This is a genomic window from Mesorhizobium sp. M1307 (assembly GCF_040318155.1).
In the GTDB taxonomy this organism is placed as follows: domain Bacteria; phylum Pseudomonadota; class Alphaproteobacteria; order Rhizobiales; family Rhizobiaceae; genus Mesorhizobium.
On sequence record NZ_JAMYLR010000001.1, the window covers coordinates 660,757 to 676,524 of the forward strand.

General features: G+C 61.9%; 14 protein-coding genes. 5 read left to right on the forward strand and 9 right to left on the reverse strand.

From position 1 onward, the window contains the following. Nucleotides 1–184: 184 nt before the first annotated feature. The 3 genes from rbsK to NKH16_RS03495 are packed head-to-tail and all read right to left on the reverse strand — an operon-like array spanning nt 185 to nt 2,673. Complete coding sequence (gene rbsK, locus NKH16_RS03485) at nt 185–1,126, reverse strand: ribokinase (RefSeq protein WP_352857701.1); 942 nt, start codon at nt 1,124–1,126, stop codon at nt 185–187. A gap of 4 nt (nt 1,127–1,130) precedes the next feature. Next, a complete protein-coding gene (locus tag NKH16_RS03490; protein ID WP_352857699.1) occupies nt 1,131–1,583 on the reverse strand; it encodes an RbsD/FucU family protein in 453 nt (150 codons plus the stop codon). A 31-nt stretch (nt 1,584–1,614) separates the two neighbouring features. After that, entirely contained in the window at nt 1,615–2,673 is a 1,059-nt protein-coding gene (locus NKH16_RS03495) for an ABC transporter ATP-binding protein (RefSeq protein WP_352456634.1), read from the reverse strand. Between the two features lie 293 nt (nt 2,674–2,966). Here NKH16_RS03495 and NKH16_RS03500 point away from each other — a divergent pair, with 293 nt between their 5' ends. The 3 genes from NKH16_RS03500 to NKH16_RS03510 all read left to right on the forward strand — a co-directional run bounded on the left by NKH16_RS03500 (nt 2,967) and on the right by NKH16_RS03510 (nt 6,812). Further along, a complete protein-coding gene (locus NKH16_RS03500) occupies nt 2,967–4,631 on the forward strand; it encodes an ABC transporter substrate-binding protein (RefSeq protein WP_023674663.1) in 1,665 nt (554 codons plus the stop codon). Between the two features lie 128 nt (nt 4,632–4,759). Beyond that, the gene (locus tag NKH16_RS03505) at nt 4,760–5,881 is read left to right on the forward strand and encodes a carbohydrate ABC transporter permease (protein WP_352456633.1); all 1,122 of its coding nucleotides are present in this window, start codon (nt 4,760–4,762) and stop codon (nt 5,879–5,881) included. Nucleotides 5,882–5,894: 13 nt separating this feature from the next. Then, entirely contained in the window at nt 5,895–6,812 is a 918-nt protein-coding gene (locus tag NKH16_RS03510; protein ID WP_352571443.1) for a carbohydrate ABC transporter permease, read from the forward strand. A gap of 50 nt (nt 6,813–6,862) precedes the next feature. On the opposite strand, the gene NKH16_RS03515 is transcribed toward NKH16_RS03510, so the two are convergent. Both NKH16_RS03515 and hxlB read right to left on the reverse strand, forming a co-directional pair. Then, nucleotides 6,863–7,606, reverse strand: coding sequence for a creatininase family protein (locus tag NKH16_RS03515; RefSeq protein WP_352745753.1), 744 nt, complete (start codon nt 7,604–7,606; stop codon nt 6,863–6,865). 5 nt (nt 7,607–7,611) lie between these two features. Further along, nucleotides 7,612–8,178: a 6-phospho-3-hexuloisomerase gene (gene hxlB, locus NKH16_RS03520; RefSeq protein WP_352745755.1), complete on the reverse strand. Its 567-nt coding sequence runs from the start codon at nt 8,176–8,178 to the stop codon at nt 7,612–7,614. A gap of 185 nt (nt 8,179–8,363) precedes the next feature. Between hxlB and NKH16_RS03525 the strand changes: the two genes are divergently transcribed. Beyond that, the gene (locus NKH16_RS03525; protein WP_352745757.1) at nt 8,364–9,386 is read left to right on the forward strand and encodes an aldo/keto reductase; all 1,023 of its coding nucleotides are present in this window, start codon (nt 8,364–8,366) and stop codon (nt 9,384–9,386) included. Nucleotides 9,387–9,474: 88 nt separating this feature from the next. On the opposite strand, the gene NKH16_RS03530 is transcribed toward NKH16_RS03525, so the two are convergent. From NKH16_RS03530 to NKH16_RS03545, 4 genes are all read right to left on the reverse strand, one after another. After that, complete coding sequence (locus NKH16_RS03530; RefSeq protein WP_023674657.1) at nt 9,475–9,747, reverse strand: HU family DNA-binding protein; 273 nt, start codon at nt 9,745–9,747, stop codon at nt 9,475–9,477. Nucleotides 9,748–9,943: 196 nt separating this feature from the next. Continuing rightward, nucleotides 9,944–12,355: an endopeptidase La gene (gene lon / locus NKH16_RS03535; protein ID WP_352619243.1), complete on the reverse strand. Its 2,412-nt coding sequence runs from the start codon at nt 12,353–12,355 to the stop codon at nt 9,944–9,946. Between the two features lie 266 nt (nt 12,356–12,621). After that, complete coding sequence (clpX, locus tag NKH16_RS03540; RefSeq protein WP_352449349.1) at nt 12,622–13,896, reverse strand: ATP-dependent Clp protease ATP-binding subunit ClpX; 1,275 nt, start codon at nt 13,894–13,896, stop codon at nt 12,622–12,624. A 304-nt stretch (nt 13,897–14,200) separates the two neighbouring features. Further along, on the reverse strand, nt 14,201–14,830 hold the full coding sequence (locus tag NKH16_RS03545; protein ID WP_023674655.1) for an ATP-dependent Clp protease proteolytic subunit: 630 nt from the start codon (nt 14,828–14,830) through the stop codon (nt 14,201–14,203). 347 nt (nt 14,831–15,177) lie between these two features. On the opposite strand from NKH16_RS03545, the gene NKH16_RS03550 reads away from it, so the two are divergent. Further along, nucleotides 15,178–15,768, forward strand: a complete 591-nt coding sequence (locus tag NKH16_RS03550) for a hypothetical protein (RefSeq protein WP_352745760.1) — start codon at nt 15,178–15,180, stop codon at nt 15,766–15,768.

Genomic DNA, 15,768 nt, shown 5'->3' on the forward strand with positions numbered 1-15,768 from the left:
TTGTCAAAAATCATCTTCTTTCGTGACCCAGTCCAGGTCCATTCCTTTCGAATTCTGGCATTGATCCTCATCCATCGACCTGCCCGCCTGTTTGTGGTCAAGCAAGAAAACAATAGCTTCTCGGACAAGAGTCGGGTCTAACCCATTCGCTCCCGCTTACAGTCTCATCCCGCAGTGCCGGGCTTCACCCCTCGGCGAGCAGCGCCTCGACCTCCTGCAGCGTCGGCATGGACGGCGCGGTGCCCGGGCGCGTCACCGAGATGCCTGCGACGGCGCAGGCGAAGCGCACCGCTTCCAGAGGTTCGATCCCCCTCGACAGCGCGGCAGCCAGGCCGCCGTTGAAGGCGTCGCCAGCGCCTGTGGTCTCGACCACCGGGCCGGCGGCGACCGCTGCGACATGCTCGGAACGATCGGCCGTGTGCAGCAGCGCACCGTTTTCGCCAAGCGTCACGATGACTGCCCCAGCGCCCTTCTCAAGCAGGCTGTCGGCGGCACGGCGGGCATCATCGATGGAGGATACCTTGATGCCGGTCAGTTCCTCGGCCTCAGTCTCGTTCGGCGTGACATAGTCGCAAAGCGTGTAGATACGGTCCGGAAGCCTGGCCGCCGGCGCCGGGTTGAGGATGGTGGTCACCCCTACCCCGCGCGCGATCTCCAGCGCCCGCAGCGCCGCCTCGATCGGCTGTTCGAGCTGGGTGACGAAAACGCCGGCCGCGCGGATCAAGCCGGCATTTGCCTCGATATCGGCGGGCGAGATCAGCATCGCCGCACCAGGGCTGACGATGATCGCGTTGTTGCCGCTCGTCTCCTCGATGAAGATATAGGCGGCACCGGTGTAGCTTTCCGGCGTGTCGATGACGGCGCTCTTCACGCCGGCGTGCGACCAGGTCTGTTTCGCCATATCGGCAAAGGGATCGACGCCGAGGCGGGTAAGGAAGGTGACATCGGCGCCGAGCCGGCCGGCTGCCACCGCCTGGTTCGAGCCCTTGCCGCCGGGGCCGAGCGTGAAGGACGTGCCCAGGATCGTCTCGCCCATGCGCGGCTGGCGGGCGGCGCGGTAGGCCGTATCGGCGACGAAGACGCCCAATATGACAACCGGCTTCATGACGATCGGTTTCGCCGGCATGCCGCTACTCCGCATCCGGTGGCACGACGCCCTTGCGGAACGCAAAACAGCCATAGAAGCGGCGCTCGCCGGTCTGGATGACGCAATAGGCCTTCTTGGCGCGTTCGTAGAAGGCGTAGCGCTCGACCGAGATCATCGGCCAGGCCTTGCCCTCGGCGGCATCGATCTCTTTTTGCACTTCCTGCTGCACGGCGGGAATGTCGTCCGGCTTGCCGACAATCTCCATGCGCGCGGCCGCGTCGTCGACGAAGCTGTCCAGCGGATAGAGCGACAGTACCGCCTTGACCACGTCGGCCGCCGACGCATCGATGCGCAGCAGCCGGCCAAGCACGGTCTGGCGCGCCACCGAATCGGACGGGAAATTGGTGTCGGCGATAATCAGATCGTCACCGTGGCCCATCGCCCGCAGCGCCTGCAGCACATCGGCATTGAGCAGCGGATTGATTCCTTTGAGCATGGTATTCCTCGCGAAGTTTGCTGGGGCGAAATCAGAGACGCTTGCCGGTCTCTGCGTCGAAGAGATGCACCTGGTCGAGCCGCGGTTTCAGGTGCAGTGTGTCGCCCGGCTTGAAGTCGTGGCGCTCACGGAACAGCGCCACCATCTCGCCCTCGCCGAAGCGCAGGAACACCAAAGTCTCGGAACCGGTCGGCTCGACCACCGAAATCTTCGCCGGAACACCATCGGGATGGATTTCGAGATGCTCGGGCCGCACGCCGTAGACGACATTACGGCCATCCTCGACGGCACTGGTCGCCGCAATTGGGAACGGCGTCCCGGCGATCTCGACGACGGGCTTGTCGCCCTTGCGCACGACGCCCTTGAGCAGGTTCATCGAGGGCGAGCCGATGAAGCCGGCGACAAACAGGTTGGCCGGCCGGTCGAATAATTCCAGCGGCGCGCCGACCTGTTCGATGCGACCGTCGCGCATCACCACGATCTTGTCGGCCATGGTCATCGCCTCGATCTGGTCGTGGGTGACGTAAATGGTGGTGGTCTTCAGCCGCTGGTGCAGTTCCTTGATCTCGGTGCGCATCTGGACACGCAGCTTGGCGTCGAGATTGGAGAGCGGCTCGTCGAAGAGGAACACCTGCGGGTTGCGCACGATGGCGCGGCCCATGGCGACGCGCTGGCGCTGGCCGCCGGAGAGCTGGCGCGGATAGCGCTTGAGGTAGGGATTGAGGTCGAGGATGTCGGCGGCGCGCTTGACCCGCTCAGTGACCACCGCCGGGTCGGTTTTGCGCAGCTTGAGAGCAAAGGCCATGTTCTGCTCGACCGTCTTGTGCGGATAGAGCGCGTAGTTCTGGAACACCATGGCGATGTCGCGCTTGGCCGGCGGCAGATGGTTGACGACGCGCTCGCCGATGGCGATGGTGCCGCCGGAGACCGTTTCCAGCCCGGCCACCATCCTCAGCAGCGTGGACTTGCCGCAGCCGGAAGGCCCGACCAGCACCACGAACTGCCCGTCGGCGATGTCGACGCTGACATCGTGCAGAACCTTGACGGTACCGAACGCCTTGGCCACATTGCGGATCGCGACTTGAGCCATCATTCCCCCTTCAGTTGCCGTGAAGCTAAACAACGCAAACGGCGAGGGCAAGTCAGTCTCTTATAGATAAAAAACCCATTCACGTTGACACCGCACTTCGTTGTGCGAATAGTGACAGTGTCCGGCTTATGACCCTGTTCCGGGCGCACCGGTACGCTTGTCCGGCACTGAATGCCAAGCGTCGCGGGAGGGAGAATTCGGGCCGCTATTTACGGGAGTCGCTGTCGTTGGGGAACATAATCGGCGCTCCACCATCTGAACCAATTCACAATTGACCTTCTGGGAGGAACGAAATGAAAGTCAGCCTTTATAACCAACTTGTCCGCGCCGGGGCCACCCGCCGCGACGTGCTGAAGGGAGCGGCCAGCATGGCCGCCCTCGCGGCGGCCTCAAGCGCCGGACTTGGTGCGCTGACGCGCACGGCTGCGGCCGCCGACGACCTGCGTGCGCAGATCCTGCAGATCCCGGGTGTGGGCAAGGGTCAGCCGACCGATGCCGACTTCCAGCAGGTCGGCGAGCTTTGCCTTGGCGCCACCAAGGCCAATGTCAAGGAAGGCGAATTCGCCGGTGTCGAACTCACCTTCATGGGCCTCAACAACCAGAACCTGCACAATGTGCTGTTTCGCGGCTTCCTGAAGCCGTGGGAGACCTATACCGGCGCCAAGATCAACTGGATCGACCTGGCGCAGGCTGACTACAACGCCCGCCTGCAGCAGTCGATCGCGACCGGCACCGTCGATTTCGACATCATCGAAATGGGGGCACCGTTCGAAGGCGACGTCTGCGGCAAGGGTCTCACCTCCGAGATGCCGGACTGGGTCAAGGACCAGATCGACATGAAGGATGTCGTGGCCTATCTGCAGCCGCCGGTGGGCACATGGGACGGCAAGCAATATCGCGTGACCGTTGATGGCGACGCACATAATTTCAACTACCGCACCGACGTGTTTGCCGATGCCGACCTCGCCAAGGCCTGGAAGGACGGCGGCGGAGAAGGCGAATGGGGCGTGCCGAAGACCTGGCAGCAGGTGCAGGCGGTGACGAAGTTCCTCAAGGGCAAGCAGGTGAAAGGCCAGGATGTCTTTGGCTATCTCGATGCGCCCAAGCCCTGGGGCGGTTTCGGCTTTTATTTCCTCGGCAGCCGCGCCAGCGCCTACGCCAAGCATCCCGATGACAAGGCCTGGCTGTTTGATGCCGACACGATGAAGCCGCGCGTCAACAATCCGGCATGGGTGCGGGCGATCCAGGACGTCATCGATGCCCTGCCCTCCGAACCTGCCGACCAGATCAACGCCGACCCGAACACTACCGCCTTCCAGCAATTCCTGGCAGGCACCGGTTCGATGGTTACCTGGTGGGGCGACGTCGGTTCGAACGTCAAGACCAACGATTCCTCGGTCGTCGGCGATATCACCGGCTTCTCGATCCTGCCGGGCTCGGACGATGTCTACAACTCCAAGACCGGCCAGTGGGACAAGCTCGCCAGCGGCCCGAACCATGCGCCGAACTGCGCCTATCTCGGCTGGGGCGTTTATGTCATGGCCCGCGTCGACAGCGACGAAAAGAAGAAGAAGGCGGCATGGTCTGCCGCTGCCCACCTCGGCGGCAAGGACCTGTCGCTCTGGTGCGCGGCCTATCCGTCGGGTTTCCAGCCCTATCGCAACTCGCATTTCAACATTCCGGAATGGGTGGCGGCGGGCTACGACGAGGCGTTCATCACCTCGTATCTGAAGTCGGAAGCCGACAGCTACAACCATCCGAACGCGGCGATCGAGCCGCGCATCCCCGGCATCTTCCAGTACTACAGCGCTGCCGAGGACATTTTGGCCAACACCTTTGCCGGCAAGATGAAGGCGCAGGAAGGCGCCGACGCCATCGCAGCCGCCTGGGAGAAGCTGACCGACCAGATCGGCCGCGACAAACAGGTCAAGCTCTACAAGGCCTCGCTCGGCATGTAGGCTGAGATAGTGAAACTGGTTCGGCGGCGCACAGCCGCCGGACCTCACCTTGACCGACTTGGCCTCGACCGGCTCGGCCGGTCATCGAGCCTCCTGTGAACGGGCAAGAACGCGTGGCTGACCGGACCCTGGCTGACCAGACTTTGTCGACAAGTGAATGGCCGGCAGGCGCCGTGCCATCCGACCTGATACCGCGGAGCCGCAAACGGCTTGGCTGGGCTCTGATGGCTGCTGCGACGCTCGGCCTTCTGGCGGTGATCGCGCTGCAAATCCTCTACAAAAGCGAGGTCGACACTATCGGCTTCGACACCTGGCGGCCGGTGGTCTACGCCTACGTGCTGTGGGGTGTCGCGCTCGGCATCGGCCAGGTACTGACGCGCGGCGAGGACGGCCAGCGCGCGCTGTTCCTGCTGCCGGCGCTGCTGTTTACCATTGCCATGGTGATCTTCCCGACGCTGTTCGGCTTCTATATCGCGCTGACCGACTGGAACCTCAGTTCCTTCAGCGGACGGCAGTTCAACGGGCTCGACAATTTCTGGCAGATGCTGAACGACGCCTATTATCGCAACGCGCTGTTCAACATGGTGCTCTACGTGCTGGCGGTGTTCGTCGAATATGTCATCGCCTTCGGCCTGGCGCTGCTGCTCAACGCGCAGATTAGGGCACGAAAATTCTTCCGCGTCGTGTTTCTCATGCCGTTGATGCTGTCGCCGGTGGCGGTGTCGTGGATGATCGGCAAGTCGCTGATGGAATACCGCTTCGGGCCCGCCGCGACGTTGGCGCGGCATCTCGGCTGGGAAAACCCGGCCTTCTTCTCCAACCCGATCACCGCCCGCATCTCGATCATGGTGCTCGACGCGTGGACGTTCATCCCGTTCATGATGATCATGCTGCTCGCCGGCCTGCAGGCGATGTCGCGCGAGGTGCTCGAGGCGGCGCGTGTCGATGGCGCCACTGCCTGGCAGACTTTCTGGCAGGTCACCTTCCCGCTGATGCTGCCGGTGTCGGTGACGGCGGTCATCCTGCGCATCATCTTCAAGCTGAAGCTCGCCGATATCATCATCACCGTCACCTCCGGCGGGCCGGGCGGCGCGACCGATTCGGTGTCCAGTTTCATCTACCGCGAATATCGCGACCGTTCGAACGTCGGCTACGGCACGATGCTGGCGATGGCCTATTTGATCATCATCATCGTGTTCGTGACCTGGCTGCTGAAATTCGCCAGCCGCTTCGTGCGCAACGTCAACTGATCGGGCTGGCAAGATGAGCGTTCAGACCACCGACTATGCCGCTTCCGAAATCCGCTCGCCGGCGAGCTTCGTCGCCAACCGCGTCTTCATCTATGGCGCGCTCATCTTCTGGGCTTTCATCTGCCTGTTCCCGATCTATTGGACGATAACCACTTCGTTCAAGACCGCGGTCGACGTCACCCAGGGCCATCTGATCCCGTTTCTCGATTTCAAACCCGACTGGAAGGGCTGGCGTTCGCTCGGTCTGTCGCCGGACTCGATCTTTCGGACGTCGACGGTTCGCGACGAATTCATCAAGCGTTTCATGAATTCGGTCATCACTTCGGTCGGTGCGTCGAGCCTCGCCATCGTCATCGGCAGCCTCGCCGCCTACGGGCTGACCCGCTATCGTTACAAGTTTGCCTGGTTCAGGAACGAGGATATTTCCTTCTTCTTCCTGTCGCAGCTGATCCTGCCACCGGTGGTTTTGGCCCTGCCTTTCCTCGTGCTTTACCGTGAGGTCGGCCTGCTCGACACGCGCGTCGGGCTGATCCTGCTCTACACGCTGATGGTGCTACCGATCGTCATCTGGATCATGCGCGACCAGTTCAACTCCATCCCGGTGGAGTTGGAGGAGGCAGCACTCGTCGACGGCCTGTCGATCTGGGGCGCCTTCTTGCGCATCGTCATGCCAATCGCGCTGCCGGGCATGGTCGCCGCCTTCATCCTGGCGATGGTGCTGTGCTGGAACGAGTATTTCTTCGCTGCGCTTTTGACCTCGACCGACGCAAAGACCATCCCTGTCATGGTGGCGAGCCAGACCGGCTCACAAGGCATCAACTGGTGGTCGATGGCAGCGCTTGCCACCGCCGCCATCACACCGCTCGCCGTCATCGGCATCGCGCTCGAGCGTTACCTGATCATGGGCATGACAGCGGGCGCGGTGAAATAACTGCGCCGGCTCTCCCTTCTCCCCTTGTTGTGGGAGAAGGGAAAAGCGCGCTAACCCGAAAGTGTTGCCCGCAAATGCTCGAGGATCATGGCAACCCCTTTTTGCCCCAATTCCGCCGAGGCTTCGGGCGCACTTGCCGTGTACCAGCCGGTGTTGTCGGCGAAGCGGCCGACATCCACCGCTTCCGGGCACAGCGCCAGCATCAGTGACGTCTCGCCGGTGCCGGCATGGTCGAACGGGTACCGGCTGTGCATTGAAGCCGGCATCAGCGGATGCACCTGCACCCAGTTGAAGAAATTGCTGCCCTCGGCGTGCTCGGCATAATAGTCGGCCATCGCCGGAGAGCCCCACCAGCCTTCGCCACGTTCTTTCTCCAGGAAGCGGAAGATCGCCTGCCGGCCGGCGGCCTTGAAGGCGAGATCGGTTGGCATGCCGGCGGCAAAATTTTCGGTCTGGTGGTGAATGATGGCGTGGATGTTGCGGAAGCCGATGCGCAGCAGGCTGTAGAACAGTTCTTCCGCAAATGGCGCCAGCACATTGCCGCCGACCTGCACCGAGCCGCTGCCTTCCGGTGCTGCAACAGCATAGCTCGCCGCGCCGTAATAGAAGGGCGGCAGAATGACGATCTCGGCTTCTTTTTCGAACAGTTCCAGGCTCTTGACCACCGCCAGCGTGTCCATGCCGACGGCCATGTGCTCGCCGTGATATTCGAGCACACCCAGCGGCAACACGACCGGCCAGTTCTCGGCGATCGCCTTGCGGATCTGATGCGGCAGCATCAGTTCGTAGCGCATGACACCTACTCCATATTGGTGTGGCGGGCGCGCATCGCTTCCGCCGAGACGCCGGTCAGATCCCTGAGCTTCAGCACCATCACTTCGAAGAGGACGAACAGCGCGCCTTCGAACACCGAGCCCATCGGCAGGACGGATGTCTTTTCCGGCCCCTGGTCGTCGGCCATGGTCTGAGCCGGGATAAGCAGTGTGAAATCGGCCAGCTTCGCGGCAGAGCTGTCGGCTTGTGCGGTGAGCAGCAGGACTGTGGCACCGGCCTCGCGCGCGACCTGCATCAAGGTCAGCACCGTCGACGTCTCACCCGGGCCGGAACTGGCGAGGAAGACATCGGCCTCGCCCAGCGGCGGCGTGGTCATGTCGCCGACGACCGACACCGGCAGACCGAGATGGTAGAGCCGCATGGCAAAACCCTGGACCTGCAGCGCCTCGCGGCCGCAGCCATAGGTGACGATCCTTCTCGCGCCAGCCAAGATGGCGCAAGCTGCGTCGATACGGCTTTCGTCGATGCGCTCCAGCACGGTGCCAAGCTCGTTCAGCGCAATCCCAAACAGGTTTTCGCCGGCGTCCGTCATGACATTTGCACCAGCTTGCCGGTGCCGGAGAACCATTTGAATATCTCAGTCACATCTGCCCCGAACAGCTTGTTTTCACTCATGCTATCACCGCGAAAATCGGTGTCCAACGACACGCAGTGCTTTTGATGCGCCACAGCCGTGATAGTGTCACGGCAAAATCGCAAATGAGGAAACGGCAGCATATGAAGACACGGCATTTCGACCGCATCGGCAATGGCGGCATCACCTTCACCGAGCTCGGCTTCGGCACTGCGCCGCTCGGCAATCTTTATCGCGCCGTATCCGATGAGGATGCCAATGCTACGCTGGAGGCGGCATGGCGGGTCGGCTGCCGCTACTACGACACCGCGCCGCTCTATGGGCTGGGCCTTGCCGAAACGCGGCTCAATCCGTTCCTGCGTTCGAAGAAGCGTGACGACTACGTGCTGTCCAGCAAAGTCGGGCGCATCATGCGCGCCTGCCCGCCGGAACAGCGCACCGGCATCGGCAAATTCTTCGACACCCCATCGCGCCGCGAGGTCTACGATTACTGCTATGACGGCGTCATGCGCTCCTTCGAAGCCTCGCTGGAACGGCTCGGCGTCGACCGCATCGACATCCTGTTCGTGCACGATGTCGACATCTTCACCCATGGCAGCAAGGAAGCCTCGGACCAGCGCATCCAGGAATTCATGAGCTCCGGCTACTACGGATTGCTGGCATTGCGCGACCAGGGCGTGATCAAGGCGTTCGGCGGCGGCATCAACGAGTGGCCGGTTGCCCAGACGCTGGCCGAGCGCGGCGATTTCGATCTGTTCCTGCTTGCCGGGCGTTACACGCTGCTGGAGCAGGAAGCGCTGCAGTCTTTCCTGCCGCTATGCCAGCAACGCGGCATCGGCATCGTTCTCGGCGGGCCGTACAATTCCGGCATCCTGGCAACCGGGCCGAAGCCCGGCGCCTACTACAACTATTCGGAGGCGCCGCAGGACATCATCGACCGCGTCACCCGCATCGAGGCCGTCTGCAAGCGCCACGGCGTGCGCCTGATCGAGGCGGCGCTGCAGTTCCCGCTGCTGCATCCTTCGGTCGTCTCGGTAATCCCGGGCGGCCAGCGGCCGGGCGAAGTCGAAAGCAATCGCTCGCTGCTCGACACAAAACTGCCATCGGCGCTGTGGGCCGATCTCAAGACAGAAGGCTTGATGCGCGCGGATGCGCCGACGGCATAGCGCCGCCTTTTCCAACGACGCTGCGGGCACAGAAAAGAAAAACCGGATATACCGGCTTTTCTTTTCTCTGAAAGACTTAAGGAGGCGCTTAGTTGACCGCGTCCTTGAGGCCCTTGCCGGCCGAGAACTTCGGCACGGTGCGCGCCGGGATCTTCACTTCCGCACCGGTCTGCGGATTGCGGCCGGTCGACGCGGCGCGTTGTGACACGGTGAAATTTCCGAAGCCGACAAGCCGGACATCGCCGCCCTTTTTCAGTTCGCCGGTGATGACGGAAAACACCGCATCAACCGCCGACTGCGCGTCACCCTTCGAAATACTCGCGGCATCGGCGACAGCGGACACCAGTTCGTTCTTGTTCATAAAAATTCCCTTCCATGAGAAAACCGGAACACTCGACTCATCCGGCAGGAAACGGACTTTAGAAAGAAGCGCTCCGGCAACCAAGTCGAAAAGCGCCGGGAAAGTCGAAAAAAGCCCGGAAATCCGGGGTTCTTCACACGAAAAAGCCGGGCTCAAGGCCCGGCTCTCTCTTTGTGCATTGCAACTTTAGCAAGAGCTAATGCGCCAGCGATTTACCAGCTTCGTCTCCGACATCGACCACGGCCGGCGCATTGACGGGTTCGACCCACTGGATCGGTTCCGGCATGCGCACCAGCGCATGGCGCAACACTTCGCCAACCCGTGAGACCGGAATGATCTCCATGCCGCTCTTCACGTTCTCCGGAATCTCCGCCAGATCCTTGGCGTTCTCTTCCGGGATCAGCACCTTCTTGATGCCGCCGCGAAGTGCGGCAAGCAGCTTCTCCTTGAGGCCGCCGATCGGCAGCACCCTGCCGCGCAGCGTGATCTCGCCGGTCATCGCCACATCGGCCTTGACCGGGATTCCGGTCAGCACCGAGACGATCGCCGTCGCCATCGCCACGCCAGCCGACGGTCCGTCCTTGGGCGTTGCGCCTTCCGGCACGTGGACGTGGATATCGCGCTTGTCGAACAGCGGCGGCTCGACGCCGAAATCGATGGCCCGCGAGCGGACGTAGGACGCCGCCGCCGAAATCGATTCCTTCATCACGTCGCGCAGATTGCCGGTCACGGTCATGCGGCCCTTGCCGGGCATCATGACGCCTTCCACCGTCAACAGCTCGCCGCCGACTTCGGTCCAGGCGAGCCCGGTGACCACGCCGACCTGATCGTCGCTCTCGACCTGGCCGAAGCGGAAGCGCGGAACACCAAGGTAATCGGCAAGATTGTCCGCCGTGATGTTGATCGTCTTCTTCTTCGTCTTCAGGATCTCGGTCACGGCCTTGCGCCCGAGCTTCATCAGCTCGCGCTCCAGGCTCCTGACGCCCGCTTCACGGGTGTAGGTCTGGATGATGCCGCGGATCGCGTCCTCACCGACGGAGAATTCCTTCGGCTGCAACGCGTGGTCGCGGATCACCTTGGGCATCAGGTGACGTTTGGCGATCTCGATCTTCTCGTCCTCGGTGTAGCCGGCGATACGGATGATCTCCATGCGGTCCATCAAGGGCGCAGGGATGTTCAGCGTGTTCGCCGTCGTCACGAACATCACGCTCGACAGGTCGTATTCGACCTCGAGGTAATGGTCCATGAACGTCGAATTCTGCTCGGGATCGAGCACCTCGAGCAAAGCCGATGACGGATCGCCGCGGAAATCCTGGCCCATCTTGTCGATCTCGTCGAGCAGGAAGAGCGGGTTGGATTTCTTCGCCTTCTTCATCGACTGAATGACCTTGCCGGGCATCGAGCCGATATAGGTGCGGCGGTGACCGCGGATCTCGGCCTCGTCGCGCACGCCGCCCAGCGCCATGCGGATGAACTCGCGGCCGGTCGCCTTGGCGATCGACTTGCCGAGCGAGGTCTTGCCGACGCCGGGAGGTCCGACGAGGCACAGGATCGGCCCCTTCAGCTTCTTCTGGCGGCTCTGCACGGCGAGGTATTCGACGATGCGGTCCTTGACCTTGTCGAGGCCGAAATGATCCGTATCGAGCACGTTCTGGGCAAAGGCCAGATCCTGCTTGACCTTGGAGTTCCTGCCCCACGGGATCGACAGCAGCCAGTCGAGATAGTTGCGCACGACGGTCGATTCAGCCGACATCGGCGACATCGTCCGCAGCTTCTTCAGCTCGGCTTCCGCCTTTTCGCGGGCCTCCTTGGAGAGCTTGGTCTTCTTGATGCGCGCCTCGATCTCGGCGGCCTCGTCGCGGCCGTCCTCGCCTTCGCCGAGCTCCTTCTGGATCGCCTTCATCTGCTCGTTGAGGTAGTATTCGCGCTGCGTCTTCTCCATCTGGCGCTTGACGCGCGAGCGGATGCGCTTCTCCACCTGCAGCACCGAGATTTCGGCTTCCATGAAGCCCATCGCCTTTTCCAGCCGTTCCTTGACGGACAGCGTGGCGAGCATCTCCTGCTTCTCGGGGATCTTGATGGCAAGGTGCGAAGCGACCGTGTCGGCGAGCTTGGAATAGTCGTCGATCTGGCTGGCGGCACCCACCACTTCGGGCGAGATCTTCTTGTTCAGCTTGACGTAGTTCTCGAAGTCGGTGACCACGGAACGCGCCAGCGCCTCGACCTCGACCTCTTCCTCATCCGGTTCGACCAGCGCCGCAGCACGGGCTTCATGGAAATCGGGACGGTCGGTGAACGCGACGATTTTCGCGCGCGAGGCACCTTCGACCAGCACCTTCACGGTGCCGTCCGGCAGTTTCAGCAATTGCAGCACATTGGCGAGCGTGCCGATGTCAAAGATGGCATCGGGCTCCGGATCGTCGTCGGCGGCATTCATCTGGGTCGCAAGCAGGATCTGCTTTTCCTGACCCATCACTTCTTCCAGCGCCTTGATCGACTTTTCACGCCCGACGAAGAGCGGAACGATCATGTGCGGGAACACCACGATGTCGCGCAGTGGGAGGACTGCGAAGACGCCGTCGCTGGGAGCCTTGGATAATTTGGCCATTGTCCAACCTTTCATATCGCGGCCGCCAATCGGCCAACCGCGAATCTCATATTAACGACCGGGGATCGTTCCGCCTACCACCGTTTGTGACGGGAGTTTTACAGCACAGAATTCGGCACCACGGCCTTCTGCCATTAGTTGGAGGCACAGGGGGTAAAGATCAAGGGTCAACACGGTCCGTCCCTCCAATCCGCAGCGATGACGCGGTGTGACAGCAAAACGGCGCCCTGCGGCGCCGTTTCAGAAAAATCCATTGCCGGCTCACGTCAGGCGCTGACGTTGCCTTTCTTTTCCTTCTGCTCGGAATAGATGTAGAGCGGCCTGGCGTTGCCTGACACCACCTCTTCCGAAATAACCACTTCGCGCACGCCTTCCAGCGCCGGCAGTTCGAACATGGTGTCGAGAAGGATCGCTTCCATGATCGAACGCAGGCCGCGCGCGCCGGTCTTGCGGTCGATGGCGCGCTTGGCGATCGCCGACAGCGCGTTCTCGTGGAAGGTCAGGTCGACATTCTCCATCTCGAACAGCCGCTGGTACTGCTTGACCAGCGCGTTCTTCGGCTCGGTCAGGATCTGGATCAGCGCCGGCTCGTCGAGGTCCTCCAGCGTCGCCAGGACAGGCAGACGGCCGACGAACTCGGGAATGAGGCCGAACTTCAAGAGATCCTCAGGCTCGACCAGGCGGAAAACATCGCCGGTGCGGCGATCCTCGGGCGAAGCAACGATGGCGCCGAAACCGATCGAGGTCTTCCTGCCGCGATCCGAGATGATCTTGTCCAGGCCGGCGAAAGCGCCGCCGCAGATGAACAGGATGTTGGCGGTGTCGACCTGCAGGAATTCCTGCTGCGGATGCTTCCTGCCGCCCTGCGGCGGCACGGAGGCGACAGTGCCTTCCATGATCTTCAAAAGTGCCTGCTGCACGCCCTCGCCCGAGACGTCGCGGGTGATCGAGGGATTGTCCGACTTGCGCGAGATCTTGTCGATCTCGTCGATATAGACGATGCCGCGCTGGGCGCGCTCGACATTGTAGTCGGCCGACTGCAACAGCTTCAGGATGATGTTCTCGACATCCTCGCCGACATAGCCGGCCTCGGTCAGCGTCGTCGCGTCGGCCATGGTGAAGGGGACGTCGATGATGCGGGCCAGCGTCTGCGCCAGCAGCGTCTTGCCGCAACCGGTCGGGCCGATCAGCAGGATGTTAGACTTCGCCAGTTCGACGTCGTTGTTCTTGCCGGCATGGGCGAGGCGCTTGTAGTGGTTATGGACGGCCACCGACAGCACGCGCTTGGCGTAAGGCTGGCCGATGACGTAGTCGTCGAGAACCTTGAGGATTTCCTGTGGGGTCGGCACGCCCTCGCGCGACTTCACCATCGAGGTCTTGTTCTCCTCGCGGATGATGTCCATGCACAGTTCGACGCATTCGTCGCAGATGAACACCGTCGGCCCGGCGATCAGCTTGCGCACTTCGTGCTGGCTTTTGCCGCAAAACGAGCAATAAAGCGTGTTCTTGGAATCACCGCTGTTGTTGCCGACCTTGCTCATTTTCCTGTCCTTTCATGGCCGCCCGCCGATGGTCTGGTTGAAAGGGCGCATATTCAATCTATCGCGGGAATCCGCTGCCGCCAGTGCCCCGGCTCCCGCAACGCATTCCGTACGAAACACAAATCGGAAAACGGGGCAATGATTCGAACAACCCCACGCAAAGCTAAGCCGTCGAAAATCAACATAGCCTTAACGTAGGCAATTGCACCCGTCGAGGGAACAGCCAATTGTGGCCGAAATGCCGCAAGCTGCGCCAAAAGCGCGTGATCCCGCCACTCATTGCCACCGCGGGGCCACCGCGGGCCTATAAGGCAATACCTTCGACCGGCTCACGTGACGAAATGACCTTGTCGATGAGGCCGAAATCCCTGGCCTCGTCGGCAGTCATGAAATGGTCACGGTCGAGCGTTTTTTCAATCTCATCGTAGCTCTTGCCGGTGTGCTTGACGTAAACCTCGTTGAGGCGGCGCTTCAGCTTGATGATGTCCTGGGCATGGCGCTCGATGTCGGAAGCCTGGCCCTGGAAGCCGCCGGAAGGCTGGTGGACCATGATGCGGGCGTTCGGCGTGGCAAAGCGCATGTCCTTGTGGCCCGCCGTCAAGAGCAGCGAGCCCATCGAGGCGGCCTGACCGATGCAGAGCGTCGACACGGCAGGCTTGATGAACTGCATCGTGTCGTAGATCGCCATGCCGGAGGTGACGACGCCGCCGGGCGAGTTGATATAGAGGTTGATTTCCTTCTTCGGATTCTCGGCCTCGAGAAACAGCAGCTGCGCGCAGACCAGCGTCGCCATGCCATCCTCGACCGGGCCGGTGATGAAAATGATGCGCTCCTTGAGGAGCCGCGAGAAAATGTCGTAGGCCCGCTCGCCGCGATTGGTCTGTTCGACCACCATCGGAACGAGGTTCATGTAGGTTTCGACGGGGTTCTTCATGGACTATCCCTTTTTGAGGATGGGATTCCGGCGCCGGAGATTTGCAATCGGGCAGAATCGGTTCTGGATCGTTATTGTGTAAATAGGATGCCGGCTCACCCTAGCGCAAGGCCGCCTCTCCTAGCCATCCGGTTAAGTCGAATCAAGGTTTCCAAACCAGTTTCGCCTGTCGCCGTGCCGGCAGCCCCTCTCCTGCCGTGGGAAGGGGCGCTCATGCTTGGCCGTTGTTTAGCAGTTTCTTAACCGCATCGCTTAACGAAAAGTGGTGAAACCGCTTTTTCCGGCCACGGCTTACCCTACAATCCAACGTTGAACTCGCTTCACGCAGTTCAAACAGGGGGAGTGCGATGATCAGGAAAACTGCTTCCTTGGCCCTTGCCGGCATCACCGTCCTCGGCATGGCATCCGAAACGGCCGCCGGCGGACACGCGGTCGAATGCTACGAGCAGGTCAATCGGCCGGCCGTCTACGACACCGTCTACGAGGATGTGCTCGTCAGCCCAGCCGGCCAGCAGGTGCAGTATGAAGCGCCGATCTACGGGACGCGCGAGCGCGTGGTGCAGATCGCGCCGGCGCGCGTCAGCTACGAGATCGTGCCCGCCATCACCCGCACCATCTACCGCACCGTGAGGGTCGATGACGGCGGCTATTCCTGGGAATGGCGCATCATTCATGGCCGCAAGGTGCTGTGCAAGGTCAGGCACAGGGCGCGCTATGAACGCGTGGCCGAAATCGTCGTGGTTGAGCCGGAACGCCGGCGGCGCGTTGTCCTCCCCGCCGAGTACGAGGGCGTCGCCGAAGAGGTTCTCGTGCGGCCGGAGCAACGGCGCATCATCGACATTCCTGCGTCTTATCAGACAGTAGCTCGCCGCGTGGTGGTCAGGGAGGGCTCATCCAGCTGGCGGCGCGTGCATATTCCGAGGCATTGCCGATACTAG

Bases quoted from the DNA above. Each gene is read 5' to 3' on its own strand.
- rbsK (WP_352857701.1), bottom strand. From the start codon at position 1,126: ATGCCGGCGAAACCGATCGTCATGAAGCCGGTTGTCATATTGGGCGTC.
- NKH16_RS03490 (WP_352857699.1), bottom strand. From the start codon at position 1,583: ATGCTCAAAGGAATCAATCCGCTGCTCAATGCCGATGTGCTGCAGGCG.
- NKH16_RS03495 (WP_352456634.1), bottom strand. From the start codon at position 2,673: ATGGCTCAAGTCGCGATCCGCAATGTGGCCAAGGCGTTCGGTACCGTC.
- NKH16_RS03500 (WP_023674663.1), top strand. From the start codon at position 2,967: ATGAAAGTCAGCCTTTATAACCAACTTGTCCGCGCCGGGGCCACCCGC.
- NKH16_RS03510 (WP_352571443.1), top strand. From the start codon at position 5,895: ATGAGCGTTCAGACCACCGACTATGCCGCTTCCGAAATCCGCTCGCCG.
- NKH16_RS03515 (WP_352745753.1), bottom strand. From the start codon at position 7,606: ATGCGCTACGAACTGATGCTGCCGCATCAGATCCGCAAGGCGATCGCC.
- hxlB (WP_352745755.1), bottom strand. From the start codon at position 8,178: ATGACGGACGCCGGCGAAAACCTGTTTGGGATTGCGCTGAACGAGCTT.
- NKH16_RS03525 (WP_352745757.1), top strand. From the start codon at position 8,364: ATGAAGACACGGCATTTCGACCGCATCGGCAATGGCGGCATCACCTTC.
- NKH16_RS03530 (WP_023674657.1), bottom strand. From the start codon at position 9,747: ATGAACAAGAACGAACTGGTGTCCGCTGTCGCCGATGCCGCGAGTATT.
- lon (WP_352619243.1), bottom strand. From the start codon at position 12,355: ATGGCCAAATTATCCAAGGCTCCCAGCGACGGCGTCTTCGCAGTCCTC.
- clpX (WP_352449349.1), bottom strand. From the start codon at position 13,896: ATGAGCAAGGTCGGCAACAACAGCGGTGATTCCAAGAACACGCTTTAT.
- NKH16_RS03545 (WP_023674655.1), bottom strand. From the start codon at position 14,830: ATGAAGAACCCCGTCGAAACCTACATGAACCTCGTTCCGATGGTGGTC.
- NKH16_RS03550 (WP_352745760.1), top strand. From the start codon at position 15,178: ATGATCAGGAAAACTGCTTCCTTGGCCCTTGCCGGCATCACCGTCCTC.